Annotated in this window: 25 protein-coding genes; all 25 read left to right on the top strand. The window is 43.4% G+C overall.

The genetic code is table 11. The annotated features are described in order from the left end of the window. Positions 1-55 precede the first annotated feature (55 nt). A complete protein-coding gene (locus AC25CA_RS15490; protein WP_486814744.1) occupies positions 56-664 on the top strand; it encodes a type IV pilin protein in 609 nt (202 codons plus the stop codon). A 392-nt stretch (positions 665-1,056) separates the two neighbouring features. Further along, positions 1,057-1,512 carry a PTS sugar transporter subunit IIA gene (locus AC25CA_RS15485; RefSeq protein ID WP_486814743.1) on the top strand — a complete coding sequence of 152 codons (456 nt, stop codon included), beginning with the start codon at positions 1,057-1,059 and terminating at the stop codon, positions 1,510-1,512. Between the two features lie 41 nt (positions 1,513-1,553). Next, positions 1,554-1,859 (top strand): PTS sugar transporter subunit IIB, encoded by a 306-nt coding sequence (locus AC25CA_RS15480; protein ID WP_486814742.1) that lies wholly within the window; start codon positions 1,554-1,556, stop codon positions 1,857-1,859. 15 nt (positions 1,860-1,874) lie between these two features. Continuing rightward, positions 1,875-3,125 (top strand): PTS galactitol transporter subunit IIC, encoded by a 1,251-nt coding sequence (locus AC25CA_RS15475; protein ID WP_486814741.1) that lies wholly within the window; start codon positions 1,875-1,877, stop codon positions 3,123-3,125. Between the two features lie 182 nt (positions 3,126-3,307). Next, the gene (locus tag AC25CA_RS15470) at positions 3,308-4,249 is read left to right on the top strand and encodes a sugar-binding transcriptional regulator (protein ID WP_486814740.1); all 942 of its coding nucleotides are present in this window, start codon (positions 3,308-3,310) and stop codon (positions 4,247-4,249) included. Positions 4,250-4,274: 25 nt separating this feature from the next. Further along, positions 4,275-5,309: a zinc-dependent alcohol dehydrogenase gene (locus AC25CA_RS15465; RefSeq protein ID WP_486814739.1), complete on the top strand. Its 1,035-nt coding sequence runs from the start codon at positions 4,275-4,277 to the stop codon at positions 5,307-5,309. Between the two features lie 43 nt (positions 5,310-5,352). Then, complete coding sequence (locus AC25CA_RS15460) at positions 5,353-6,240, top strand: C-GCAxxG-C-C family protein (RefSeq protein ID WP_486814738.1); 888 nt, start codon at positions 5,353-5,355, stop codon at positions 6,238-6,240. A 585-nt stretch (positions 6,241-6,825) separates the two neighbouring features. Beyond that, positions 6,826-7,755, top strand: coding sequence for a sugar-binding transcriptional regulator (locus AC25CA_RS15455; RefSeq protein ID WP_486814737.1), 930 nt, complete (start codon positions 6,826-6,828; stop codon positions 7,753-7,755). A 140-nt stretch (positions 7,756-7,895) separates the two neighbouring features. Further along, positions 7,896-9,080, top strand: a complete 1,185-nt coding sequence (locus tag AC25CA_RS15450; protein WP_486814736.1) for an ABC transporter substrate-binding protein — start codon at positions 7,896-7,898, stop codon at positions 9,078-9,080. A gap of 201 nt (positions 9,081-9,281) precedes the next feature. Then, positions 9,282-10,154: a branched-chain amino acid ABC transporter permease gene (locus AC25CA_RS15445; RefSeq protein WP_486814735.1), complete on the top strand. Its 873-nt coding sequence runs from the start codon at positions 9,282-9,284 to the stop codon at positions 10,152-10,154. A gap of 15 nt (positions 10,155-10,169) precedes the next feature. Further along, a complete protein-coding gene (locus AC25CA_RS15440) occupies positions 10,170-11,060 on the top strand; it encodes a branched-chain amino acid ABC transporter permease (protein WP_486814734.1) in 891 nt (296 codons plus the stop codon). Then, the gene (locus AC25CA_RS15435) at positions 11,057-11,830 is read left to right on the top strand and encodes an ABC transporter ATP-binding protein (RefSeq protein WP_486814733.1); all 774 of its coding nucleotides are present in this window, start codon (positions 11,057-11,059) and stop codon (positions 11,828-11,830) included. Before AC25CA_RS15440 ends, AC25CA_RS15435 begins: the two co-directional genes overlap by 4 nt. Then, positions 11,823-12,521 carry an ABC transporter ATP-binding protein gene (locus AC25CA_RS15430; RefSeq protein ID WP_486814732.1) on the top strand — a complete coding sequence of 233 codons (699 nt, stop codon included), beginning with the start codon at positions 11,823-11,825 and terminating at the stop codon, positions 12,519-12,521. The genes AC25CA_RS15435 and AC25CA_RS15430 overlap by 8 nt, the downstream gene beginning before the upstream one ends. Before the next feature lie 12 nt (positions 12,522-12,533). Continuing rightward, positions 12,534-13,511 carry a sugar phosphate isomerase/epimerase family protein gene (locus AC25CA_RS15425; protein ID WP_486814731.1) on the top strand — a complete coding sequence of 326 codons (978 nt, stop codon included), beginning with the start codon at positions 12,534-12,536 and terminating at the stop codon, positions 13,509-13,511. Next, positions 13,511-14,569 carry an alcohol dehydrogenase catalytic domain-containing protein gene (locus AC25CA_RS15420; RefSeq protein WP_486814730.1) on the top strand — a complete coding sequence of 353 codons (1,059 nt, stop codon included), beginning with the start codon at positions 13,511-13,513 and terminating at the stop codon, positions 14,567-14,569. The genes AC25CA_RS15425 and AC25CA_RS15420 overlap by 1 nt, the downstream gene beginning before the upstream one ends. 13 nt (positions 14,570-14,582) lie before the next feature. Continuing rightward, positions 14,583-15,224 carry a class II aldolase/adducin family protein gene (locus AC25CA_RS15415; protein ID WP_486814729.1) on the top strand — a complete coding sequence of 214 codons (642 nt, stop codon included), beginning with the start codon at positions 14,583-14,585 and terminating at the stop codon, positions 15,222-15,224. Between the two features lie 12 nt (positions 15,225-15,236). Continuing rightward, the gene (locus AC25CA_RS15410) at positions 15,237-16,427 is read left to right on the top strand and encodes a trans-sulfuration enzyme family protein (protein WP_486814728.1); all 1,191 of its coding nucleotides are present in this window, start codon (positions 15,237-15,239) and stop codon (positions 16,425-16,427) included. A 9-nt stretch (positions 16,428-16,436) separates the two neighbouring features. Then, on the top strand, positions 16,437-17,909 hold the full coding sequence (locus AC25CA_RS15405; RefSeq protein ID WP_486814727.1) for an FGGY-family carbohydrate kinase: 1,473 nt from the start codon (positions 16,437-16,439) through the stop codon (positions 17,907-17,909). Next, positions 17,906-18,940 carry a zinc-dependent alcohol dehydrogenase gene (locus AC25CA_RS15400; RefSeq protein WP_486814726.1) on the top strand — a complete coding sequence of 345 codons (1,035 nt, stop codon included), beginning with the start codon at positions 17,906-17,908 and terminating at the stop codon, positions 18,938-18,940. The genes AC25CA_RS15405 and AC25CA_RS15400 overlap by 4 nt, the downstream gene beginning before the upstream one ends. Positions 18,941-18,988: 48 nt before the next feature. Then, a complete protein-coding gene (locus AC25CA_RS15395; RefSeq protein WP_486814725.1) occupies positions 18,989-19,873 on the top strand; it encodes a C-GCAxxG-C-C family protein in 885 nt (294 codons plus the stop codon). A gap of 12 nt (positions 19,874-19,885) precedes the next feature. Continuing rightward, on the top strand, positions 19,886-20,452 hold the full coding sequence (locus AC25CA_RS15390) for a 2-oxoacid:acceptor oxidoreductase family protein (protein ID WP_486814717.1): 567 nt from the start codon (positions 19,886-19,888) through the stop codon (positions 20,450-20,452). Further along, on the top strand, positions 20,452-20,745 hold the full coding sequence (locus AC25CA_RS15385; RefSeq protein WP_486814724.1) for a 4Fe-4S binding protein: 294 nt from the start codon (positions 20,452-20,454) through the stop codon (positions 20,743-20,745). Before AC25CA_RS15390 ends, AC25CA_RS15385 begins: the two co-directional genes overlap by 1 nt. Then, a complete protein-coding gene (locus AC25CA_RS15380) occupies positions 20,745-21,923 on the top strand; it encodes a transketolase C-terminal domain-containing protein (RefSeq protein WP_486814715.1) in 1,179 nt (392 codons plus the stop codon). Before AC25CA_RS15385 ends, AC25CA_RS15380 begins: the two co-directional genes overlap by 1 nt. An 11-nt stretch (positions 21,924-21,934) precedes the next feature. Next, a complete protein-coding gene (locus AC25CA_RS15375; protein ID WP_486814723.1) occupies positions 21,935-22,864 on the top strand; it encodes a thiamine pyrophosphate-dependent enzyme in 930 nt (309 codons plus the stop codon). A 235-nt stretch (positions 22,865-23,099) separates the two neighbouring features. Then, a complete protein-coding gene (locus tag AC25CA_RS15370; protein WP_486814722.1) occupies positions 23,100-25,136 on the top strand; it encodes a sigma-54 interaction domain-containing protein in 2,037 nt (678 codons plus the stop codon). Positions 25,137-25,210: the final 74 nt, after the last annotated feature.

Raw genomic sequence — 25,210 nt, 5'->3', positions numbered from 1 at the left:
CTCTTTTTGTAGAGGAAGTATGATAAACTTTTCTATAAAAAGGAGGGTGTTTCTAATGAAGAAAAACCAAGAGCAGGGATTCACCCTGATCGAACTAATTGTGACTTTAGCGATTTTGGGGATTATTTTGAGTATTGCAGTGCCGGGATATATGCATATTCAGGAACGGGCTTTAGAACGTGCTATGGATGCAAATTGTCAAATGTTGAAGGAGTTAATTGTTCATGTACAAGCCACCAAAAATCCAACTCGATATTATGAGGCGAATGAAGCTGATGGGAATACATCATCTGAAGAGCATGATGCTTCATTGTCTGGCATTATTGAAGATGAGATTGAATTATTGAATGGAAGTGGTGATGCTGATAACACGACAACCTGGGGATTTACCAATCCCTACTCAGACAAGGATGGCATCGTCAACTGGCATAGTGTCAGTTTAGTGAAAAACGATCCCTTTAAAAATCGTGGTGTGATGCTAAGCAATGCATCGGCTTTAAATCCTGCAGGCGGATTGAGTCTGGCTAGTGCGAAGGAAGGTGCTGCCGGCATGGTTGTTGGTTATTTTAATGAATCAACTCATCATATTATGATTTATTGGATCAATCGTGAGGGCGAAGCTTCTAGTAAGCAAATTGATTTGGATATGAGCCAGTATTATTAATAATTAGAAAAAGCCTATGAAATTTTCATAGGCTTTTTTTGTGCGAAAAATACGGATTGGTTTAGTATGAAAAAATTCAGGCGTTCGTTTATGACATTGATAGACGATGAAAGCTAGCGTAAGATATTCAACTTTCATTTGCGTATAATTCCCATGAGAAGGGAACTGTAAAAAGGGAGAATTCCTGTTATATCAAGGGTTTCGTGTAGTAATAGAGGAATTAAAATTTCAAATAACTTCTGCAATAGATCTATAGAATAAGAAAAAATAAAGCTAGTTATTTAAAAAAAGATAGAATATTCAGGTGAATTGTGATATTATGAAATTAATTTCAAGCGTGAAACTAATTTCAATCTACAAATAAAATAAACTGAAAGAAGGTATGGAATCGTATGGAAATAAAAAAAGCCTTGATTATGAATAACTTTAGCGCAGCAGGCAAGGAGGACGTATTAAGAGCACTTGCTAGTAAGATGGTTCAAGCAGGATATGTAAAAGATTCGTTTGAAGAAGCGATTGTATGTCGGGAAGAGAAGTTTGCAACAGGACTTCAATTTAAAACGCTTGGCATTGCAATTCCCCATACTGACCCTGAACATGTCCTTGAACCAGCGGTGAGTGTGACTCGCTTGGAAAAGTCAATTGAATTTGAACATATGGGACTAGGTGGAATCGTTAAGGTTGAACTTATCTTTATGTTAGCTTTGAAAGATGCGACTGGTCATATACAGGGACTGAAAAAATTGGCAGACCTATTTCAAGATGAGCAGGTTGTAAATGAATTTAGAGCGGCAAAAAGTGATGATGACTTGGTGGAGATTGTAGGTAAATGGTTTTCGCTTTCTTAAAAGAAAGTTAATTAATGAAGGTTTGGGAAGGAGGTGAGCTTATGGAATACAAAGTACTGTCAGTTTGCGGTAGTGGAATAGCGACTTCCACTTTAGTTGCAGAGCGAATTAAAGAGGGTTTAAGAGAACGGGGAATTGAAAATTTGAATATATGTGAGTGTAATGTCAATGAGGCGAATAGTAAGATTCAGAGTTTTGCTCCGGATCTTGTAGTTGCAACAACGTCTTTAGAAAGTGTGAATTTGAACGGAATTCCTGGTTTTAGTGGAATTCCAATTCTTTTGAATCAAAATAAAGAAGACCTTCTGGATAAAATGTATGCGTGTTTAACGGGAAAAGACAAGTAAAGAGAGGTGGGGAATATGGTATTTATTCAAACAATTTTAGATTTAGGTGCTTCGGTTATGATGCCGGTTATTATTACATTACTCGGTTTGATGCTACGAGTTCCATTGAAAAAATCACTTCGAGCAGGTTTATCTGTCGGGATTGGCTTTATTGGAATCGGGCTTGTCGCAGGATTGATGTGGACTAATCTGGGTGGTTTGGTAGAAGCATTGTCAACCAAGTGGAACCTGGCATTGAACACTGTGGATCTCGGATGGCCGGTTGCGGCGGGGATTGCATTTAGTGATGGCACTCTGGTTGCAGCGATGTTCGCTATTTTGATCGGTGTCAATGTATTGATGCTATTCTTGAATTTAACCAACACATTGAACGTAGATTTATGGAATTTTTGGCACTTTATTTTATGTGCATCGATTGTTAAAATCATGACGGGAAGCATGATTCTGGGATGTATTGCTGGTGCAATTTACGGGGGTGTTGTTTTGTTTTTGGCAGACAGGCCTGCGAAGCAATTAGAAAAATTTTTGGGATACTCAGGTGTTACGATTACAACTGCCAGTTTTCCGGTTATGTATTACTTATGTTCATTAATCGATAAATTAATTGATAAGATTCCAGGATTGAATAAAATTAATTTCAACTTAAAGAACACAAATTCGAAGTATTCTTTTTTTGCTGAACCGATGATTCTGGGACTTATTCTTGGAACTGGTTTGGGATTCTTGTCAGGATATGGCTGGGATAAAGCAATTGTAACTGGTGTGAACATGGCTGGTATCATGTTGATTTTGCCAAGAATGGTTAAAATTCTTATGGAAGGCTTAACGCCAATTGCAAACGGTGCGCAAGAGTTCATGAATGCACGGTTCCCAGGAAGACAGGTTAATATTGGAATGGACTTTGCAATTATGCTTGGTGACTCGGAGGTTATTACAACTGCGTTGATCTTAACACCGGTAACCTTGTTGATTGCAATGGTTCTTCCGGGCAATCGACTTCTACCATTTATGGATCTGCCGGCGTTACCGTACTTTATTACGGCTGCTGTACTGGCGGCAAAACGGAATTCATTCCGGGCAATCTTGATTTCTACAATTATGATTATTGCAATTTTGCTAATCGCTACGGATATGGCACCGCTTGTAACTGAAATAGGCAAAGCTAGCGGTTTGGTAGAACCAGGTGTTCAATCAGCCTCTTCAATGAGCATGGGAATTGAATTGATTGGATGGGTAGTGACAAAGTTCTTTGGAATTTTTAGTTAAGAAAGCAGCGATAGTTGGTAGCTGAATGGAAAAGTTGCTCAGATAAGGGAAGGAATAAAATATAGAATGGAAATGATTGCGATTAGCGTTCTGGATATATTTCAAAAATCCTGATATACTGATTTTGGAATAAATTTCGTTTGTGAAATTTATTCCAAATATGAAATGAGGTTGGTTCCTAAATGTATGAACGATTATTAGCGAAAGTTGCCCACTATTACTATATTAAAGAGATGTCACAGCGGGATATTGCGGCAGTCCTTTCCTTATCCTATGCAAAAGTAAGTCGCATGTTAGTTGAAGCCAAAAGACTAGGCATGGTACAAGTGAGTATTAAATATCCTCTTGATACGGATCAGTTTCTTGAAGATGAGTTTGAAAAAATTTTTGGGTTAAGAGAAGTTATTATTGTTAAAACATCCCCGGGAAACCGAATGGAGTTGATCGGACAAGCTGGAGCGAATTATCTTCAACGGGTTTCCACTTCAAAGGATGTAATTGGAATTTCCTGGGGAAATACGGTTTATCATGTTGTTAATCAATTACCAACGTTGCAAAAGAAAGATATTAAAGTTGTTCAAATGCTAGGCTCGTTGAGTGGCGGTGGTCAAAACATACGGGCAATTGAGTTGGCAAAGAGATTGAGTCAAATATATAACACGGAACCTAATATTCTCTACTGCCCAGCTGTCGTTGTCAATAAGTCGGTAAAAAAAGGCTTAATCGAAGATACTTCGATTAAGCAGGTGATGGATTTATGGAATCAAATTTCGATTGCTATAGTGGGGATTGGAAGTGTATCGATGGAGTCACCCTTATTTCGAGATTATCACTTGAATACAGAGTGGTGTGATTATTTAAGCGGTAGGGATGCTGTTGGAGACATTTGTATGAGATTCTTTGACGAGAGTGGGGAACCTTGTGCGGATAAATTGGATGATGTTTTAATGGGGATTGAGTTCTCACAACTTAAAAATGTAAACACGGTTGTATGTGCTGCAGGTGGATTAGAGAAGGTGAAGGCGATTGTTGGTGCCTTAAGAAGCGGTATTCCCGATATTTTAATTTCTGATTACGAAACAGCCAATGAAATACTCAGATTAGTGAAGAATGGACAAATATAAAGTGGATTTGCATAAGGAGTATAGTATGAAAGCATTAGTAAAAGAAAGTTTAGAAAAAGGAAATTTTTTCCTTAGAGAGATAGAAATTCCGAAAATAGAGAAAGATCAGATTCGAATCAAGGTGACACGTGCCGGTATATGTCAGACGGATGTTGTATATATTAACCAAGGTGGATTCGCATTAAAGCCCCCTGTTGTTTTGGGTCATGAAATTGCTGGTATTATCGATGAAGTTGGTCAAGATGTAGAGGGATTTGAGGTTGGGCAACGTGTTATTACGCAGACAACCTATCATGTATGTGGGAATTGTCAATTTTGCAAGAAAGGCTTATATAATCATTGTGCCGAGCGAAAAGGATTGGGTTCTGCTCAAAATGGCGGATTTGCCGAGTATGTAGTCGCATGGGGGAAAAGTGTTATGGCGATTCCAGAAGAATTGACATTTGAACAAGCTGCGTGTGTTGAGCCCTTGGCTTGTGGTGTGCATGCATTGGCGGAACGTTGTCCAGTATATGTTAACGAGGTAGTCGTTGTCATGGGTCCGGGTACGATTGGTTTGGGTGTAGCGCAAGTGGCAAAAGCACAGGGCGGCACTGTCGTGCTGGCTGGATTGACTTCGGATAAATTGAGAATGGACGCAGCATTGAAAATGGGTATTGATCGAGTGGTAGATATTCAAAATGAGGATCTTGAAGCAATCGTGAAAGAAATGACGGAAGGATTCGGAGCAGATGTAGTTGTTGAAGCAACTGGAAATGTTCATGCGGTTGACATGGCAATGAGAGTGGTTCGAAGACGTGGCCGGTTTGTACCGATGGGTGTATTCACAACGCCGATTGAAACGGATTTTCATAATATCAAGAAGAAGGAATTAGATGTGTTCGGATCTCATGGACAAGTACCGACTGCGTGGGAAACGACTTTGAAGATGCTTCAAAGTGGAAAATTAAATACGGATTTAATTGTTACGCATGTAGTGCCGATGAGTGAATGGGAAAAGGCATTTCAGATCGTTGAGAACAAGGTTGGTATTAAGGTCCTATTGGATCCAACAAAGTAGATTAAAAATCCTCCAATTTGGGGGATTTTTTAAGGAGAAGAAGATGAGGGAGTCGAATGTGCTGAAGGCTGTGGCAAAAGCAGTAAAGTGGATCGAAAAGAATGGAGATGTAGTGTCTACTTCGAACTATGCAATAGGATTAACGGAAGAATGGAAAGACAGTAATTTCTTGGTTGGAATGGGAATCTGGCCTGAAGATTTTTCAGCACTTTTGAATTTGATTTTTGAGATTAGGTTGATGGGGAAATGGCCTTTTTATAGTGTTGGATTGGCAACTCAATGGATTAAGACGGTTGATTCTGGGGTGTTTGAAGGAAAGGATATTAAAAAAAATATAATTGCGTATACATCTTGGGAACGGCAACCGGAATTGGTTGCAATGATGATTCGGCTGAGCAACGATCCTTCTTGGGCAGAAGCGGAGGATAAAGTAGGATTGATGCGAAAGGGATATGAGCTGGGATATCAATATGAGCAGGATTACAAGGGGTGTGCACAGTGCACAATTGCAGCTGTGTTGCGCGTGTTGGATCGGGAAGAACCTGTTCTTTTCCGTGCAGCAAACGGTTTGGCTGCAGGAATGGCACTATATTGTGATGGAGCATGCGGTGGCTATTCTGGAGGGATACTTTCACTTGGACTTTTTGCGGGACGGAGGATTGAAAGTTTTGATGGAGATCGTGTGGAAAAAGATCGATGCTATGCACTGACAAAAAGATTGCACGACCGTTTTATTCAAACCTATGGGACTGTAATTTGCAGCGAAATACATAAAGAAATATTAGGCAGGCCGTTTTGTCTGCGTGTTGATGCGGATAAGCCGATTTTTGAGGAAGCGGGCGCGCATAGTCGAGACAAGTGCCCTGCAGTTGTTGGTACAGCGGCGTCTTGGGTTTTAGAAATACTATATGAAGAAGGGTTTGTAAAATAAGTAAGGGTTTTACGGTATGAAAAATTAGGTGGATTTCTTATATCAATTTGATTTGCTAATGAAGTTTGAATAGCTAGGGTAGAAGTCACTGACAGGTGAGAAATTGTTTGTCGGTGGCTTTTTTTGTTGTATAAGTTCAGCCTTTGGGCGTACTTAATAGACACATGTTATACCGTAAGTTTGCTATGCCCTTGAATAGAAAGGTTGCTGACAATTTTTTCAGTGATGAATTTATCTTTGAATGTTAAAGCGTCAATTAAATGGCTTTTGTAGTGGGGGAAAATATGGTTTGTATAAAGGATCAATGATGAAAAAGAGAGGATTGACGAAAACTACGATTTGTAATCATTATAAATAAATGAAAGAAATTTCAAAAATATTTTACTACTTCAAAAAAAGTTGGAGTTTTTTTGAGGCATAGAATCCCAGAGAATGAACACTTAGGAGGAATTCGAAGGTTGTTAAAAGTTTAATTAATCAAAAATACTGGAAATCCTTTGCATGACTTGATATACTTGCATTGTAAGATTTTTCAGTAGTGAAAGATTTTGCACAAGTAATTTCTTGCAAAGGTTGGTGGAAGACATGACACATGAGCGTCTGTTGGCGAAAATTGCACACAATTACTATATTGATGAAATGACACAAACTGAAATTGCTAGAAATCTATCGTTGTCTTCAGCAAAGGTCAGCCGAATGTTGGCAGAAGCGAAACGAATGGGCATGGTGCAGGTTAACATCAAGTATCCCGTGGATACTAATCAACGGCTTGAATCCGAAATGGAGAAAAAGTTTAAGTTGAGGGAGGCCATTATCGTTCGGTCTTCGGTTGAAAATCGTTTGCGCGCGATGGGTCAAGCTGGAGCCGACGCATTACAGCGGATTGCGACGCCGAAAGATGTAATTGGGATTTCGTGGGGAAGTAGTTTACTACATGTTGTCAATCAATTGCCATCCGGGCAAAAAGAGGGTGTGGAGATTGTTCAACTCGTTGGCGGACTAAATGGCGGCGGACAGAATATCCAAGCGGTAGAATTGGCGAAACGGTTGGGACAAATCTACAATTCAGATCCGAGCATCTTGTATTGTCCAGCGGTGGTAGCCAATCCGATGGTGAAAGCGGGTTTAATGGAAGACGAATCCATCACCCATGTTATGAAGCTTTGGAATGAAGTAACGATCTCCTTGATTGGGATTGGATCTATGTCGAGGGAATCGGTACTATTTAAAGAACACCATTTAAGTGAGCAGTGGTTTAAGTACTTACAGGAAAAAGGAGCCGTAGGAGATATGTGTATGCGGTTTTTCGATAAAGGTGGTCAGGCCTTTTCATCCGATTTGGATGATGTATTGATGGGTGTGGATCTGCCGAGTATGAGTAACATGAAGACAGTAATTTGTGTAGCCGGTGGAGTAGAAAAGGCGAAAGCCATTGCAGGAGCTCTTCATACGGGGATACCGGATATTCTGGTAACAGATTTGGAAACAGCTAGAGAGGTGCTTTCCTTTGCATAATGATTGCAAGGGTTTGTATAAAGGGAAAACGTTTGATAGGACTGGTAGATGCGAAGCAGATAACAGTCAAAGTAGCAGTAAAGTAGAATTGTGATTGGGGGGAACCAATAATGAGGGAAATGAAGGGGGACACAAACAGAATGAAATCATTCTCAAAACGACTCAGTTTACTACTCGTTGTACTTCTCGCAGTATCCATGCTAGCAGGTTGTGCTAGTGAGCCAGCAGCAGCAGAAGCTGGTGGAGAGCCAGCAGTTGAGCCAATTGTCATTGGTTATGTTGGAGCATTGTCCGGTGAAACCGCAGTTTGGGGTCAAGCAGGATTGAATGGTATGGAATTGACAGCCAAAGAAATCAATGATGCAGGCGGCATCCTAGGACGCCCAGTTGAAATTATTGGTCTTGACGGCAAAGGTGATCCAATTGACTCGGTAAACGCATATAAGAAACTCGTTTCTGACGGCGCAATCGCAGTAGTTGGAACTAACTTCTCAAGCTGTAATATTCCAATGGCAGCCGTAGCCGATCAAATGGAAGTTCCTGCGATCGCAACTGCAGCATCAAACCCATTGGTAACAGTTGATGAAAACGGAAATCTTCATCCATATTCTTTCCGAATTGGATTTATTGATCCGTTCCAAGGCAAAGTTTTGGCAGCATTCGCTATGGATGAACTTCAAGCGAAAAATGCAGCAGTAATCATGGACTTGAACTCTGACTACTCTGCAGGCGTTACTGAATTCTTTGTTGAAGGATTTGAAGCTAAAGGCGGCGAAGTATTAACAATTGTAGAAGCGCAATCAGGTCAAAATGATTTCCGTGCACAATTGTCAAAAATTGCTCCTTTAAATCCAGATGTTATCTTGGTTCCTTGGATTTATAAAGACGTAGCATTGATTGCAAATCAAGCACGTGAATTGGGAATCGATGCAATCTTCTTGGGCGCTGACGGCTGGGACTCAAAAGAGTTGATCACAATGGCTGGTCCAGCACTAGAAGGATGTTATTACACATCTCAACCATCATTTGCAAACCCTGTAACAAAGCCTTACTATGACGCATATGTTGAAATGTATGACGGACTTGTTCCTGAAACAGAAGCATTATTCGGACATGACGGCTTGTACTGGATTAAAGACGCGATTGAGCGTGCGGGTGAAGTTGATATCGCTAAATTGCGAGACGAGTTGGAAAACACAACAGGATTTGCCGGTCTTTTGGGTGAATTAACTGTTGATCCAGCGACACATAACCCAGACAAATCTGTAAGTGTATATGAAATCAAAGATAACACACAGACATTTGTAGGCGACTTTAGACCATAAGCAGAAAAAAATAAAGCGCCCGTTAGAGCGGGCGCTCATATCAAGAGGAGGCGGCCAAATGGTTCGCCTACTCCCCCCCTTGATCAATGAAAATCATCAAATCTACTGTAACACAGCCAAATGAAAAATCAAGCGTTTTTCTAAAGATAGACAAAAAATTCACACAAGAAACAAAAAATCTAAGCAATTGAGGTGAGAACCTTGTTATTACAACAATTAATCAATGGGATCTCCGTTGGTGGGATCTATGCGTTATTAGCCACAGGCTACGCGCTAATTTACAGCCTTTTGGGTTTTTCTAACTGGGCCCATGGAGAGGTAGCGATGTTAGGAGCTTATATCGCCATCCTATCCGTGACATCCTTGCAGATGCCCTTTATTTTTGCCGTAATTCTGGCAATTGTCGGCGCTGGCTTAATCAGTGTATTTAATGAAAAAATTGCATATAAACGCATTCGTGATAATAATTCACCTACGATGTTTCTCATGATTGCAGCTATGGGTCTTTCTACAACCTTCCAAAACATGGCGATCGTTGTATTTGGACCAAAATTCAAGATGTTCCCGCAGGTATTGCCTGTTGGGGCAGTCAAGATCGGAAGCTTGTCAGTCGGGCTTTTAGACTTGGTGTCTCTTGCGATTGCTATTATTGTCATCATTGGTCTCGAGTATTTGATTACCAAAACGAAATTTGGTTTGGCGGTCAAGGCTGCTTCTTCTAATATGGGAACGGCATCACTTTTGGGCATCAACGTTGATAAGTACATTATGTTGGTATTCTTTTTAGCCGGTTCATTAGCTGGTATTTCGGGAATATTGTATGGAATGAAATATACGGTTTATCCGCAGTTGGGCAACGTCGCCTTAAAAGCCTTTATCGCTTCGGTATTCGGAGGATTGGGATCCGTTCAAGGAGCCATCATTGGCGCCATGGGCATTGGGGTTTTGGAGACTTTGGTTTCTGCTTATATTCATTCTGGTTTACGAGATTTAATTACATTTATTTTACTGATCGCGATCTTGCTTGTTCGACCAACGGGTCTGATGGGCAAAGACATTCAAGATAAAGCCTAAGAAGGATGTGAAGATATGTCTGGATATGTAGAAGGCGTTATTATTCTGGTCTGCATCAACGTGATCGCGGTACTTGGAGTTTCCATTTTGACAGGATTTACACGCTTGTTCTCTTTTGGAAACGCAGGGTTTATGGCGATCGGTGCATATGCATCGGCAATATTAACGACAAAATATGGGGCACCTTTTCCCGTTGTATTGGTTGCAGGACCATGCATCGCGGCAATTGTTGCACTTGGTTTAGGAAAATTAACACTAAAATTAAAAGGTGACTACTTTTTAATTACAACTTTAGGATTCGGCGAATCCATTCGACTATTATTTCTCTTTGCAGAACCGATTACCGGTGGTGCTCGAGGTTTGTCAGGAATTCCGCCAAAAACAACCATGTTTATTGCGGTTGGGATGACCGTTCTGGCCTTTCTAGGCGCATGGAACTTTCTTCGATCGAAGTATGGACGCAACTTGATGGCCATCCGCGAGCAGGAAATTGCCGCAGAAGCCGTAGGAATTGACACCGCGAAATTTAAGGAATATTCCTTTATGATTTCCGCTTTTTACGCGGGTATGGCGGGCGCACTCTTGGCTCACTATTATATGTTTATTTCACCCATTATGTTCAACCTGCCAAAATCGGCTGAATTGACCATTACCGTGGTTATCGGAGGCTTGGGTTCTTTATCCGGGTCTGTATTGGCAACGATTCTTTTGACGGTTCTTCCGGAAATATTCCGGTCGGCTGCCGAATATCGCATGCTTTTGTACGGTCTAGCCGTTGTAATTATTATCGTATTAAAGCCAAGTGGCTTGATGGGATATCGAGAATTTTCTCTTCGACCGATCTTTACGCTCTACGAGCGAATCTTTAAAAAGAATTCAAACCCAACGAAAGGTGATGGAAAATGAAGCCGATCTTAACGATTACAAACCTACATAAACATTTCGGTGGCGTTAAGGCGATCAACGATTTCTCCGTAACCTTGGAAAAGGGCAAAATTTATGGATTGATCGGACCGAATGGAGCTGGAAAAACAACGATTTTTAACACAATCACAGGAATTTATGATCCAACTATGGGAGATATTGCTTTAAATGGGGAAAGCATTGTTGGTAAGGCACCCTATGAGATTTCCAATTTAGGAATCGCAAGAACCTTCCAAAACATCCGATTGTTTGGCAATTTAAGCGTTCTAGACAACGTTATAATCGCCTGTCATGTGGATGCGAAATATGGTATTTTTGAAGCCATGACAAAATTTGGCCGTTTTAAGAAAGACGAAGAAGATATCAAGGAAAAATGTTTGAAGCTTTTGCAAATCGTTGGACTGGAAGACATGAAAGACGATACTGCAGGCGCATTGCCTTATGGTCATCAAAGAAAACTAGAGATCGCGCGAGCATTGGCAACAAATCCGCATCTTTTGCTGCTAGATGAGCCAGCTGCGGGCATGAATGAAAAGGAATCGGAAGAATTGGTTCGATTTATTCAAAACATTCATGAAAACTTTGACTTGACCATTCTTTTGATTGAGCATCATATGGATTTCGTTATGAGTCTTTGTGACGAGATTGCGGTATTGAACTTCGGTTCTACCATTTGCATGGGTTCACCTGATGAAGTCAAGTGTAATCCTGCGGTAATTGAAGCCTACCTAGGAGGTGAAGACGATGCTTAAGATTGATAACCTTCACGCTGGTTACGGCGGAATTAAGGCCCTTCGCGGGGTGAGCATCGATGTGAACGAAGGCGAAATTGTAGCGGTACTAGGGTCCAATGGAGCGGGCAAGTCAACCTTGTTGAAAACCATCTCTGGTGTGATGAAGCAAACCGAGGGTTCTGTTCAATTTGACGGAGAAGAAATGCCACGGGTACCCTATCAAGTCGTTGGAAAAGGAATTGTTCATGTACCAGAGGGAAGACAAATTTTCTCAAACTTAACGGTATACGAAAACTTAATGATTGGTTCTTTCCTTCGAAAGGACAAAGAGCAAATTGAAAAAGATCTAATTGAAGTATATGAATTGTTTCCGCGTCTTCTGGAGCGGAAGGATCAGTACGGTGGTCACTTATCTGGCGGCGAGCAGCAAATGCTGGCGGTTGGTCGGGGACTGATGGCAAATCCAAAATTGATGATTCTCGATGAGCCTTCCCTTGGATTGGCGCCATTGATTGTAAATCAGATCTTTGAAATTGTTAAAGAAATTAATAGACGCGGTGTGGCGATATTAATTGTCGAGCAAAACGCGATGAAAGCCCTTAAGATTTGTGATCGTGCGTATTTGATGTCAACAGGCGTGATTGAGAAATCAGGAAAGCCGGAAGACTTGCGAAATGATCCAGAATTAATGAAGGCGTACTTAGGATAGACGGAGGTTATTATGGAAAAAATTGGACTGGGTATTTGGGCATATGGCATGGGTAGCGACCGCTACGTAGGCGATGGCTACAAACCGTATATTCCTTTCGAAGAGCGAGTACGTCGCGCTGGAAAGGTGAAGGGCCTTAAAGGGGTCGAGATCTGCTATCCCTTTGATGTCAACAAAGAGAATATTCAAGAAGTGAAGACGCTTCTTGCTGATCATGGACTTCAAGCAATTTGCTTGATCGTAGAAGTGGTGTGCGACGGCGAATGGGCGACCGGTTCTTTTTCTTCACCGGAAGAAGACCAGCGCATGAAAGCGATTAAATTGACGAAGGAAGCTATGGATGTAGCCGTCGAATTGGGCGTTGAAACCGTGAATCTTTGGTTGGGACAAGATGGATTTGATTATGTATTTGAAATTGATTATGTTGCCGCATGGCAGCGTTTGATTGAAGGTATTCGCGCTTGTGCCTTGTATCGACAAGATGTGAAAATTGCCATTGAATATAAGGTCAGCGAGCCCAAAATGAAGTGTATGGTCAATTCAGGCGCCAAGGTATTGGCTCTTGCTCAAGCAACGGGACAGGCCAATGTCGGTGCGGTTCTTGATGTGGGACATGCATTGAATGCCGATGAAAATCCTGCTGAAATCGCCAGTGTTCTATTGACTTCAGGACGACTTTTCCATCTACACCTTAACGACAACTATCGGATTGCAGATGACGATATGATGTTTGGCTCGGTTCGATTGTTACAAAGTTTGGAACTCTTCTACTGGTTAAAGAAACTCGGATATGAAGGCTGGTATTCTTTGGATCTGTATCCATATCGATTGGATGCAACAAAGGCGACCGAGGTTTCCATCGAGTTTATGGAAGGCGTTGATGCCGTGGCGAACGAGCTTCTTTCCAATGACTCTTTCTGGAGCATGGAAGCAGCCGACAAGATTGCTTGGGTTCATCGTCGACTTTTCTGGGGCAAGGGGGAAAAATAATGAAGGCAGCAGTTTGGTATGGCCATAAAGACGTTCGCGTAGAAGAACGACAAATGCCGATTCCAAAGAAAGGTCAAGTGCGTGTGCGCGTTGCCTGGGCTGGAATCTGCGGCACGGACAAGCATGAGTATCTGGGACCGCTATGGATTCCGGTGGAAAAGCCCCATCGTTTGACGGGAGAAACTGCACCCTTGGTGCAAGGACACGAATACGCTGGCATCATTGATGCAGTTGGTCAAGGCGTGGAAAACTGGAAAATCGGAGATCGCGTTACCGCATCAGGCTCTATTGTCTGCGGCGAATGCGAGTTCTGCAAGACTGGCAGAAAAAACATCTGTGAAAAACTCGGTTTTATCGGGGTTGGCAAGGATGGTGGATTTGCTGAGTACGTGGTTATTCCGGAGCATCAATTGTTCTTGGTGCCTGAAAATGTGACCCTAAAAGCGGCCGCATTAACAGAACCAATTTCATGTGGTGTGCATGCAACCCAACAAATTGGCGATTTGACTGGAAAGTCGGCGGCAATCGTTGGACCTGGAATGATTGGATTATCTTGTTTGATCGCTGCCAAGGCGGCAGGCGCTGATCCCATCTATGTAATTGGACAAGGTCAAGGAAAACGCGAATTTGTGGAAACCTTTGGCGGTATATATATTGACGGAAAAGAAGAAGATCCGATTGAAGGCGTTACAAAAAGAAACGGTGACCTGGTGGATGTATCCTATGAGGCGGTTGGTTTAGAACCGACTTTGGATCTGGCAGTGAACCTATTGAGATGCAATGGCACGTTGATGATCATGGGCGTATTTTCTAGTCCACCGAGAATCAACATGAATTTAATTCAAGAAGGCGAGCGGGTTATCAAGACTTCTCAAGCCAATGTGAATGAGATTCAAGATGTTTTGGAGTTGATTGCAGCCGAGAAATTAGACCCAATGCCATTGGTTACTGGGGAGGCAACCTTGGACAATATCGTTAAAGATGGATTTGAAGCCATCTGTGCCAAGGGAAATGAGCACGTTAAAATCCTCGTTGAAGTCAACGATGGATTGAAGTAGGAGGAAGTTCAAAGTGCTTGAGATTTTAAAGGCCGAGGTATTAAAGGCCGCAAATGCATTGAAGCAGAATGGCTTAATCAGCTTGACTGGCGGAAATGTTACAGGGAGAGATCCGGAAAGCGGATATCTCGTTATCACCCCGAGTGGGATGGCGTATGAGGATTTGGTGCCAGAGGATATGGTGGTTGTGGACATCGATGGTAATGTCATCGAGGGAGCCATGAAACCGTCCGTCGATATGGGAGGATTGTTGTACATCTTCCGTCATCGTCCGGATATCCATGGGGTCATTCACACACATTCACCCTATGCGACAAGTTTTGCCGTGCTGGGAGAGGGTATCCCCTGCGCATTGACAACCTTGGCGAACGAGGTGGGGAGCGACGTGCCGTGCGCGCCGTATTCAAGACCAGGCAGCGAGACCATCGGAATTCAGGTGGTTGACCATATTGGAGATTCCAATGCCTGTCTGCTACAAAGCCATGGCGTAATTACGGTAGGAACCAATGTGCATCATGCGTTGGTGGCGGCTGTGATGTGTGAGGATGCTGCGAAGGTGATTTATCAGGCGAAATCCATGGGTAAAGTGGAACGATTGTCAGATGAGGAAATCACATATTGTAGAGAACTGTTTCTAAATACTTATGGACAATAGGGGGATATAAAAATGGAAATGAATTCAAAAAACTTTGAAACTAATGCCGTACATGCAGGACAACATCCTGACGGAGAAACGGGTGCACTCGTATCACCATTGTATTTGACGAGTACCTATGTATGGACGCCAGAAAAAATGGAACGTTACCTAGCTGGCGACAAAGAGGGCATCTTCACATACGGACGTTCTCGGAACCCTACCCAAAATATGTTTCAAACAAAAATCGCTACTCTAGAGGGCGGCGAGGCAGCTTTGGCGACAGGCTCTGGCATGGCAGCTATTTCTTTGGCTTTGCTTGGTACACTTCACGCAGGCGATCACATGATCTCTTCAGGCACCGTTTATGGCGGAACTTATGCCTTGATGACTAAGATCTTCGAAGAGATGAATATTGAAGTGACGTTTGTAAGTGGAGATGACAAAGCGGAAATGGAAGCAGCGCTTCGTCCAAATACAAAGATCGTTTATTTAGAAGCGATGTTGAATCCAACAATTCGACTGAACGATATTCCAATGATGCTTAAATTTGCGAAAGACAACAATTTGATGAGCATCGTGGACAATACATTCCCTACACCATATTTGTTCCGTCCTTTGGAGCATGGTGCGGATCTTGTCGTTCACTCAACAACAAAGTATATTAACGGTCACGGCGACCACGTAGGTGGAATCATCGTCGGTGGAGCGGAATACATAGAGAAATTGCGTTCAAGCATCTATCAAGAGCTTGGTCCGGTTCCTTCTCCATTCGCTTGCTGGTTGGGACTACGCGGCGCAAAAACTTTGCACCTGCGCATGAGACAACATTGCGAGTCAGCTATGACTTTGGCGAAATGGTTGATGGCACATCCAAAAGTAGTGGATGTTTCTTACCCAGGTTTGGAGAATCATCCTCAGCATGAACTTGCCAAAAGCATTTTCACGGGCAAAGGATTCGGCGGTTTGGTTTCTTTCACCATTGATGGTGGAATTCCAGAAGCGCAAAAAGTAATTAACGAACTTCATATGGCACAATATTGTGTTTCTCTTGGTGATTTGGATACCTTGGTTCAACATCCAGCAACCATGACTCACGGAAAGATCGAACCAGACGAGCGTGCGAGAATGGGTATTCCTGATGGCATGATCCGTATTTCTGTGGGCATTGAGAATGTAGAAGATATTATTGCAGACTTTGAACAAGCGCTAGAAAAATTCTAGGAGGCTCCCATGATTTTAGTGATCGATGCGGGTACATCCCGATTAAAGATAGCGATCATGGACTCATCTTATCGAACCATTGCGTTTGCATCGGAAGCGGTGGCTGTCAGCCACCCTTTCGTCGGCGCATGTGAGATTGATATGCCCGAATTGTGGGCGCAAGTCATCACTCTCTTGAAACAATTGCGTCAGTCTCAACCCCAAGCCTTTGATCAGATTCAGGGAATTGGAATTACGGGCCAGGGCGACGGCATGTGGGCCTTGGACCAAGAGGGAAAACCTGTAAGACCTGCTATTTTGTGGAATGACACAAGAAGCAAGTCTCTATCGATTCCTCAATTGGAAACCGCAGATCTCAACTGCTGCAAACGAGGTGTAACGCCGAACTTTGCAGGGGGAAATACCTTGATTCTACGTTGGTTGAAGGAAGAAGAGCCAGACAACTATCGACGAATCGCGCATGTCCTTCATTGCAAAGACTATCTCAACTACTGCTTAACGGGAGAGATCGCAACCGAGGCGTCAGACGCTTCGACGGCAATGATCAACATTTTTCAAAAGACCTATGTGAAAGAAGGCTTAGACGAACTTGGAATCGGGGACATGGTTTCGAAAATGCCACCGGTTCTGTCCAGCAAGAACATTGTTGGAAGAGTTCGGCCCTCTGTTGCTGAAAGAACAGGCTTGCCAGCTGGGATCCCAGTTATAGCGGGTGCCATCGATGTGATTGCGGTTTGTTATGGGGCGGGTGCATCAAAGGTCAAAGATGCCTGCATTATTTTAGGCACAACCTTGGCCAATGGTGTTGTCATTGACAAAGCTCAAGCAAAAGAGCCTTACACATTAGGCAGCATTCTTTGTCATGTACCAGACAATACCTATTTGAGGTTGATGTCAACATTAAACGGAACGGAATCTATTGAATGGGCACGAGATCTGTTTATGCAGGGGAAGACCTATAAAGAGATTGAAGAAATCATCAGTCCATTAAAACCTGGTGCGGCAGGAATCATCTATCACCCCTATTTATATGGGGAGAGAGCACCAGTGAAAAATTCCTTTGCCTGTGGATCCTTTATTGGTTTGCGAAGAGAGCACGGCGCACGTGAAATGATGCGTGCAGTCTATGAAGGAATTGTCCTTTCTGTATTGGATTGTTTGGCCTACTTGCCAGAAACTGGAGATTCTCTGATTTTTACGGGAGGCGGAGCCAAAAGCAATTTGATCTGTCAAATGGTGGCTGATGCCACGGGCAAGCAAGTAAAACGCCCGAATGAAGAAGAATTGGGCTTACTGGGGATCGCAAGATCGACCTGGGAAGCAATAAAATCTGATTCTGAAGGATTTGAACCAGATTTTGATCGATTTGAACCGAACTTTAACTGGACGAAAGAATATCAGAAGCTCTACCGGATGTATGTGGAAGCCCGCCAGGGATTCACTGATTTTTGGCAAGAGCGTGATAAGGAGGAAGAAAAATGAGAGCACTAGTGAAAGAAAGTATAGAACCGGGCCATTTTTCCATGCATGACCTACCAATGCCAATTCCTGGAAAAGATCAGGTTCGAATTAAAATTGTTCGCGCTGGAATCTGTCAGACTGACTGGGTGTATATCAATCAAGGCGGATTCGCTTTGAAGCCGCCCGTTGTTTTGGGCCATGAAATCGCTGGATACGTTGATGAAGTGGGCGAAGGTGTTGAAGGATTCGAAGTTGGACAACGTGTATTGACTCAAACAACCTATCACGTTTGTGGCAAATGTCGTTTCTGCAAACAAGGCCTTTATAACCATTGCGCCGAGCGTAAGGGATTGGGATCTGCTCAAAATGGTGGATTTGCTGAGTATGTAATTACCTGGAAGGGCAGTGTGATGCCGCTTCCTGAAGAAGTTACCTTTGATCAAGCTGCATGTGTTGAACCAATGGCATGTGGTGTGCACGCCATGGCGGAACGTTGCCCGGTATTTGTTAATGACGTTGTCGTTGTTATGGGACCTGGAACGATTGGTCTGGGTGTTGCTCAGGTGGCAAAAGCCCAAGGCGGAATCGTTGTGGTTGCTGGTTTGACTTCAGACCGTCCACGACTAGACGTTGCCTTGGAAATGGGTATCGACCGTGTTGTTGATATTCAAACAGAAGATCTAGAGGCAATCGTCAAGGAAATGACCGATGGTTTTGGTGCTGATGTTGTTGTTGAAGCCACTGGAAACGTCAATGCCGTTGAAACAGCACTGAAAGTGGTTCGTCGCCGCGGTCGATTTGTACCGATGGGTGTTTTCACAACGAAGATTGAGCTCGACTTCCATATGATTAAGAAGAAAGAATTGGACGTATACGGTTCTCATGCACAGGTGCCAACAGCATGGGAAACAACACTAAAGATGCTTCAAAACGGAAAATTAAGCACAGACAAAATTGTCACTCACGTTTTCCCACTGACTGATTGGGAAAAAGCCTTTGAAACCGTTTCAAGGAAAGAGGGAATTAAGATCTTGCTGGATCCAACGAAGTAGCATGAAAAAATCCCCCTTTTGGGGGATTTTTCATAGGGAGGAGCGAAAATGATGGAAACGAAAACATTGGAGGCCGTTGCTGGTGCAATTGCTTGGATGGAAAGAAACGGCCATAAAAAACAGGGTTCCGCTTATGCAGTGGGTTTAACTCAAGAGTGGAAGAATATTGAATCGGCAGACTTGTTACATGCTTGGACGGGAGACTTTGCTTCCTTGAATATTGTAATACAAGAGGTTCGTCTGGCAGGGATTTGGCCGTTTTTCAGCGTAGGTCTTGCTGGTAAAGTACTGAAAGCCAAGCATCCTGAAATCTTTGGCGTTAAAGATAGTAAGCGGGAAATCGTAAAGGCAACAGCATGGAATCGCCAACCCGAATTGGTTGCCATGATGATGGAGTTGGATCAATCACCAGAATTGGTGGAAGAAGAAAGCAAGCTTTCCTGGATGCGCAAGGGATATGAATTGGGTTATATGTACGAACGAGACTACAAGGGCTGCGCCCAATGTACCCTAGCCGCAGTACTGGATCTTTTGGAGCGGGAAGAACCAACACTATTCCGGGCAGCCAATGGGTTTGCAGCAGGCATGTCTCTCTATGGAGACGGTGTATGTGGCGGGTATTCTGGTGGCGTAATGGCACTGGGTCTTTTTGCAGGCCGTGTGCGGGAAAACTTCGATGGAGATCGTGCGGAGAAGGACAAGTGCTATGCCTTGACTAAGCGACTTCATGATCGATTTATTGAAAACTACGGAACCGTCATTTGCGGAGAGGTACATAAAGAAATATTTGGACGAAGCTTTAGCTTGAGAGTTTTGGAAGACAAGCCAGCCTTTGAAGAAGCAGGTGCCCACAACAAGGACAAGTGTCCAGTTGTTGTAGGTTCAGCGGCTGCATGGGTGGCAGAAATTTTAGTCGATGAAGGTATTTTATAAGGAGGTCAAATTGTGATAGAGATTCGATGGCACGGACGAGGTGGACAAGGCGCAAAAACAGCTGCGCTTTTGCTTGCTGATGTTGCATTTGAAACGGGTAGATACGTTCAGGGATTTCCTGAGTACGGCCCAGAGCGGATGGGGGCACCCATTACGGCCTACAACCGCATTGATGAAGACCCAATTCGGGTACATTCCAATATCTATGACCCCAATTTTGTTGTGGTGATTGATGACACCTTGATTGAACCGGCACAGGTTGCCAAGGGCATTAAGGACGGTGGGGCCATTCTCATCAACAGCAAGAAATCTCGTGATGAGATTCAAGCCCTTTTAGGCGATTATCAGGGACGGTTTACGGTCATTGATGCGGAGAAAATTTCCGTGGCGACCATTGGCAAGAATTTTCCAAATATCCCCATGCTGTCAGCCCTGGTTAAGATCGCTGGAATCATGGATGAAACCGAGTTTGTTTCAGGCATTGAAGCCTCTTTCCACCATAAATTTTCTTCCAAGCCGGAAGTGATTGCGGGAAATATGGCAGCTGTGAAATTAACCCTACAAGAGGTGAATGCGTAATGAAAAAAATAAATCAAAACGTAAATTGGAAAGACATTACACCTGGCGGAACCACTTGGGAGCCGGGTAATGCCCAAGAATTTATTACCGGTGACTGGCGAACAGAGCGACCTGTTTGGGACCAGGAAAAATGCAAGCAGTGCCTTTTATGCACGCCGGTTTGCCCAGATTGCTCCATCCCTGTTGAGGGAAAGAAGCGAGTCGAATTTGACTACGATCATTGCAAGGGATGTGGCATCTGTGCCAATGTATGTCCATTTGGTGCAATTAGCATGGTAAAGGAGGGGAAATAGTGATTAGAGAACGATTATCCGGCAATGAAGCCGTAGCAACTGCCATGAAGCAGATCAATCCAGACGTGGTTGCAGCCTTTCCCATTACCCCATCAACAGAAGTACCCCAGTACTTCTCTCGTTTTGTAGCCAATGGTCAAGTAGACACCGAGTTTGTACCGGTTGAATCCGAGCATTCGGCAATCTCTGCCTGTGTGGGTTCTCAATCTGCAGGTGCCAGAACCATGACAGCGACCTCTTCATGTGGCTTGGCCCTTATGCATGAGATCTTGTACATCGCATCGTCGTCAAGACTGCCTATTACAATCTCTGTGGTAAACCGTGCCTTGTCGGGACCCATCAACATCAATGCCGACCATTCCGATTCCATGGGTGCCAGAGACGCCGGTTGGATTCAACTTTACTCAGAAAACAATCAGGAGGCCTATGACAACCTGATTCAAATCGTTCGAATCAACGAGCACAAGGATGTATTGCTTCCAGGCATGGTATGCCAGGATGGTTTTATTACCTCTCATGCGGTTGAAAACATCGAACTCCTAGAAGATGAAAAGGTGAAGGCCTTTGTTGGGGAATATGAGCCAGACCATTTCTTGTTAAACCCCAATGAGACCATTTCCATTGGCCCTTACGATTCATCAAACTTCTACATCGAGCACAAGCGTCAGCAGGCGGAAGCCGTGAAAAATGCCAAGCGTGTAGTCATGGAAGTGGCCAAGGAATACGAAAAGATTTCAGGCAAAAGCTATGGCTACTTTGAAGAATACAAGCTGGATGATGCAGACCTTGCTCTTGTGATCATGGGTTCCGCTGCCGGTACGGCAAAAGAAACAGCGGATCGTTTAAGAGCAAAGGGAATCAAGGCGGGTGTTCTAAAACTTCGCATGTATCGTCCTTTCCCAGGCCAAGAGATTGCACAAGCCCTTTCTCATGTAAAAGCCGTTGCCATCATGGATCGAGCGGAAAGCTTCTCTAACATGGGTGGCCCGGTATTTGCAGAAGTGAAGGCTGCTATGTACGATTTGGAAACGCGACCAAAAATGGTGGATTACATTTATGGCCTAGGTGGACGAGACGTACGCGTAGAAAGCATCACAAGCGTCTTTGCAGATTTGCAAGCAATCGTTGAAACTGGTGAGACGGGTGACGTCTACCGATACTTGGATGTTCGGGAATAGGAGGAGAGAATATGTATAATTTTAAAGACAATATGAGCAAACCAGAACGTCTCTCTGGCGGACACCGCATGTGTGCCGGCTGCGGCGCACCGGTAGCGGTTCGGGGAATCCTTCGGGCCATGAAACCAGAAGATCAAGCGGTGATTGGCTGTGCGACAGGTTGCTTGGAAGTTTCGACTTTTATGTATCCCTATACAGCTTGGAAAGATCCCTTTATCCATAACGCTTTTGAGAATGCATCGGCAACCGTAAGTGGGGCGGAAGCAGCCTACAAGGCCATGAAAAGAAAAGGCAAGATTGACAAAGAAGTGAAGTTCATCACCTTTGGTGGTGACGGTTCTTCCTATGACATTGGTTTTCAATCCTTGTCGGGTGCCATGGAACGGGGCCATGACATGGTCTACGTCTGCTACGACAACAATGCCTATATGAACACGGGTATTCAGCGTTCTTCAGCAACACCCAAGTACGCCGATACCACAACAACCCCTGTTGGATCGGATTCCAACGGCAAGCAACAATACAGAAAAGATTTGACTGAGATTATGGTTTCACACCATATCCCATATGTAGCTCAAACCACCTTTTTGACGAATATGAAGGATCTGCATGAAAAGGCTGAGAAGGCCATCTACATGCAGGGCCCCGCATTCCTTAACGTCTTAGCGCCTTGCCCGCGTGGATGGCGTTATGAAGCTTCCCGCTTGATGGAGGTGACCAAGTTGGCTGTAGACACCTGTGTATGGCCAATGTTTGAGGTAATTAATGGTTCGTGGAGTTTATCTTACGAGCCAAAAGTAAAGCTTCCTGTTGAGGAATACCTAAAAGTACAGGGACGTTTTAAACATCTGTTTTTACCAGAGAACCGCCACTTGATCGACGAAATTCAGGCAGAAGTCGACAAGAACTGGGAAGAACTAAAGCGCAAGTGCAATCGTTAGTACGAACAACCTCTTATTTAGAAAGACCCGGAAGCTGCTGCTTCCGGGTTTTTTCTATACTTGGCATGGTGTGAATGGTTGCAAAACCCATTATTGGGCGAAATAGGCAAACGCTTTCAAAATTCGTTGATCTTTCAAGTGAAACTTGATAAGATGATAAACAAGTCAGCTGATGAAAAGAGCTTGTTTAGGTGCTGAATGATGATATCGAGCATAAGGATTTTCGGGGGTGGAAATGATGAAAAAACGGTTGGGAATTATTACCTCAAGCGTCGATGTGGGCAATGAATATAAAAGGCAAATTCTAGAAATCTTCAATTATTCCATTGATGTACTTCGCTACTCCTTTGATATGAGTGCATCGGAAGAAGTATGGGATGTGGATGTTTTATTGATTAGTACCTATTCGCAATACGAGGTGGTTAAAAAGCAGATTAGTTCAAAGACGATCGTCGTTATTTCCAATTTGACCTTATCCAAGGAGGGGCTAAACCGACTTTCCGAAACGAAATTGGATAAACGTGTGGCGCTAGTGAATCTGAGTTTCGAGATGTGTATTGAAACCATCGCAACTCTCCATCAGTTGGGATTTGACGAAACGCAGTTGATTCCGGTTTATCCGAACATGGAAAATGTACCAAAACTCGAAATGGCCATTACAACGGGTGAAGCAAGGTATGTACCCAAAGAAATGAAGACCATTATCGAATTGGGCCATCGTGTTATTGACCGCAATACAATTGTGGAGCTGGCAATTGCTTTAAAGGCAGAAGAGATGTTGGAAGACCGTAGAGTGATTGACTACTTCAGCCATTTGGCGTCGGAAAACAAGGGCTTTGAGTATTTTATTAATCAGACGCGGGCTTTCAAAAAACAATTTTCCACCCTGGTTTCCATTATGGAGAAGGGTGTTATTGGTTTCGATCATACAGGTGTGATTGAAATGGCAAACGAAAAAGCAAAACAGTTAATCGGTATGGATCGATACTTAAAAGGAATGCGGATTGATGAGTTGTTTCCTGGCGAGATTATGAGCAAGTATTTTGAGTCTCGAAAGAAACTGCTCGATCAATTGGTGCAAATCAACCATCGGAACATTACTCTTTCCATTTTTCCAGTTTCTGATATCGGAGAATCAACGGAGATGATGACGGGGTCGTATGCGATTCTCGATAGTTTCGAGACCCAGGAGAATACACAGAACCGATTGCGTTTACAATTGGCCAATAAGGGCCATGTTGCAAAGTATACCGTGGATCAAATTATCGGGGAGAGTGAAGCCATTCAACAGGTGAAGAAACTGGTTGTACGGATGGGCAATTCTCATTCTGCGGTAATGATTACAGGGGAGAGTGGCACGGGAAAGGAATTGATCGCCCAAGCTGTTCATAATGGTTCACCGGTGAGGGATAAGCAGTTCGTCGCCATCAACTGTGCGGCTATTTCTCCGAGTCTGCTGGAAAGTGAACTTTTTGGCTATGAAGCGGGCGCTTTTACGGGTGCCTTAAAAGAAGGCAAAAGTGGGATTTTCGAACTGGCACATAATGGTACTCTTTTCCTCGATGAGATTGGAGAGATGCCTTTGGAATTGCAGTCGCGATTTCTTCGCGTGATTCAGGAAGGGGAAGTGATCCGGGTTGGCGGTCAAAAGGTGATCAAGGTGAATACGCGGATCGTAGCAGCGACCAATCGAGACTTATATAGTCAGGTGCAGAAGAACAAGTTTAGAAAAGACCTATACTACAGGTTGAATGTTTTACCGATCAACGTACCACCTCTTCGGGACCGTCACGGTGATGTGGAATTGTTGTTCCAATATTTCCAAAAACTCCAAGGGTGTCAATTTGAACTGACCGCTGAGGTGTTAGATTTTTTCAATGCCTATGACTGGGAAGGCAATATTCGAGAGCTGCGAAATTGTGTCAAGTATTTTGAAAATGTTGGGGAGGGTTTGATTACCATAGAACATCTTCCCTTCCACATGACGGGCAATCGTCTTGCAAAAAGGGAAGTGAAAACCCAAAGGATTGGAGATTTGAATAAAAAGGAGAGCTATGTATTGATGCAATTCTACACGGCTTTTCAAAACAAGAAGAAACTAGGCAGAAAAAGCATTTCACAGCTTGCTCATGAAGACAATTTTTTCCTCAGTGAATATGATGTCAGAAGAATACTGAAGGATCTCCATGATTTGGGCTATATCGATGTATCGACGGGCCGAGGTGGATCTACGATATCGAAAGAGGGGATTCGAATCGTCGAAACGAATTAAATGGGTTTATGGGAGCTTTAAAACCTGTTAACCCACTTAATGCCTTCTTAAAAAGAGCGGATAACGTTTTTCTG

The organism is Gottschalkiaceae bacterium SANA, from assembly GCA_036323355.1.
Classification (GTDB): Bacteria; Bacillota; Clostridia; order Tissierellales; family GPF-1; genus GPF-1.
The sequence above is the reverse complement of the archived record's forward strand: the minus strand, read 5'-3'. Positions and strand labels throughout refer to the sequence as shown.

Excerpts from the sequence above, each read along its gene's own strand:
- AC25CA_RS15490 (WP_486814744.1), top strand. The coding sequence starts at position 56 with ATGAAGAAAAACCAAGAGCAGGGATTCACCCTGATCGAACTAATTGTG.
- AC25CA_RS15485 (WP_486814743.1), top strand. The coding sequence starts at position 1,057 with ATGGAAATAAAAAAAGCCTTGATTATGAATAACTTTAGCGCAGCAGGC.
- AC25CA_RS15480 (WP_486814742.1), top strand. The coding sequence starts at position 1,554 with ATGGAATACAAAGTACTGTCAGTTTGCGGTAGTGGAATAGCGACTTCC.
- AC25CA_RS15475 (WP_486814741.1), top strand. The coding sequence starts at position 1,875 with ATGGTATTTATTCAAACAATTTTAGATTTAGGTGCTTCGGTTATGATG.
- AC25CA_RS15470 (WP_486814740.1), top strand. The coding sequence starts at position 3,308 with ATGTATGAACGATTATTAGCGAAAGTTGCCCACTATTACTATATTAAA.
- AC25CA_RS15465 (WP_486814739.1), top strand. The coding sequence starts at position 4,275 with ATGAAAGCATTAGTAAAAGAAAGTTTAGAAAAAGGAAATTTTTTCCTT.
- AC25CA_RS15460 (WP_486814738.1), top strand. The coding sequence starts at position 5,353 with ATGAGGGAGTCGAATGTGCTGAAGGCTGTGGCAAAAGCAGTAAAGTGG.
- AC25CA_RS15455 (WP_486814737.1), top strand. The coding sequence starts at position 6,826 with ATGACACATGAGCGTCTGTTGGCGAAAATTGCACACAATTACTATATT.
- AC25CA_RS15450 (WP_486814736.1), top strand. The coding sequence starts at position 7,896 with ATGAAATCATTCTCAAAACGACTCAGTTTACTACTCGTTGTACTTCTC.
- AC25CA_RS15440 (WP_486814734.1), top strand. The coding sequence starts at position 10,170 with ATGTCTGGATATGTAGAAGGCGTTATTATTCTGGTCTGCATCAACGTG.
- AC25CA_RS15435 (WP_486814733.1), top strand. The coding sequence starts at position 11,057 with ATGAAGCCGATCTTAACGATTACAAACCTACATAAACATTTCGGTGGC.
- AC25CA_RS15430 (WP_486814732.1), top strand. The coding sequence starts at position 11,823 with ATGCTTAAGATTGATAACCTTCACGCTGGTTACGGCGGAATTAAGGCC.
- AC25CA_RS15425 (WP_486814731.1), top strand. The coding sequence starts at position 12,534 with ATGGAAAAAATTGGACTGGGTATTTGGGCATATGGCATGGGTAGCGAC.
- AC25CA_RS15420 (WP_486814730.1), top strand. The coding sequence starts at position 13,511 with ATGAAGGCAGCAGTTTGGTATGGCCATAAAGACGTTCGCGTAGAAGAA.
- AC25CA_RS15410 (WP_486814728.1), top strand. The coding sequence starts at position 15,237 with ATGGAAATGAATTCAAAAAACTTTGAAACTAATGCCGTACATGCAGGA.
- AC25CA_RS15405 (WP_486814727.1), top strand. The coding sequence starts at position 16,437 with ATGATTTTAGTGATCGATGCGGGTACATCCCGATTAAAGATAGCGATC.
- AC25CA_RS15400 (WP_486814726.1), top strand. The coding sequence starts at position 17,906 with ATGAGAGCACTAGTGAAAGAAAGTATAGAACCGGGCCATTTTTCCATG.
- AC25CA_RS15395 (WP_486814725.1), top strand. The coding sequence starts at position 18,989 with ATGATGGAAACGAAAACATTGGAGGCCGTTGCTGGTGCAATTGCTTGG.
- AC25CA_RS15385 (WP_486814724.1), top strand. The coding sequence starts at position 20,452 with ATGAAAAAAATAAATCAAAACGTAAATTGGAAAGACATTACACCTGGC.
- AC25CA_RS15375 (WP_486814723.1), top strand. The coding sequence starts at position 21,935 with ATGTATAATTTTAAAGACAATATGAGCAAACCAGAACGTCTCTCTGGC.
- AC25CA_RS15370 (WP_486814722.1), top strand. The coding sequence starts at position 23,100 with ATGATGAAAAAACGGTTGGGAATTATTACCTCAAGCGTCGATGTGGGC.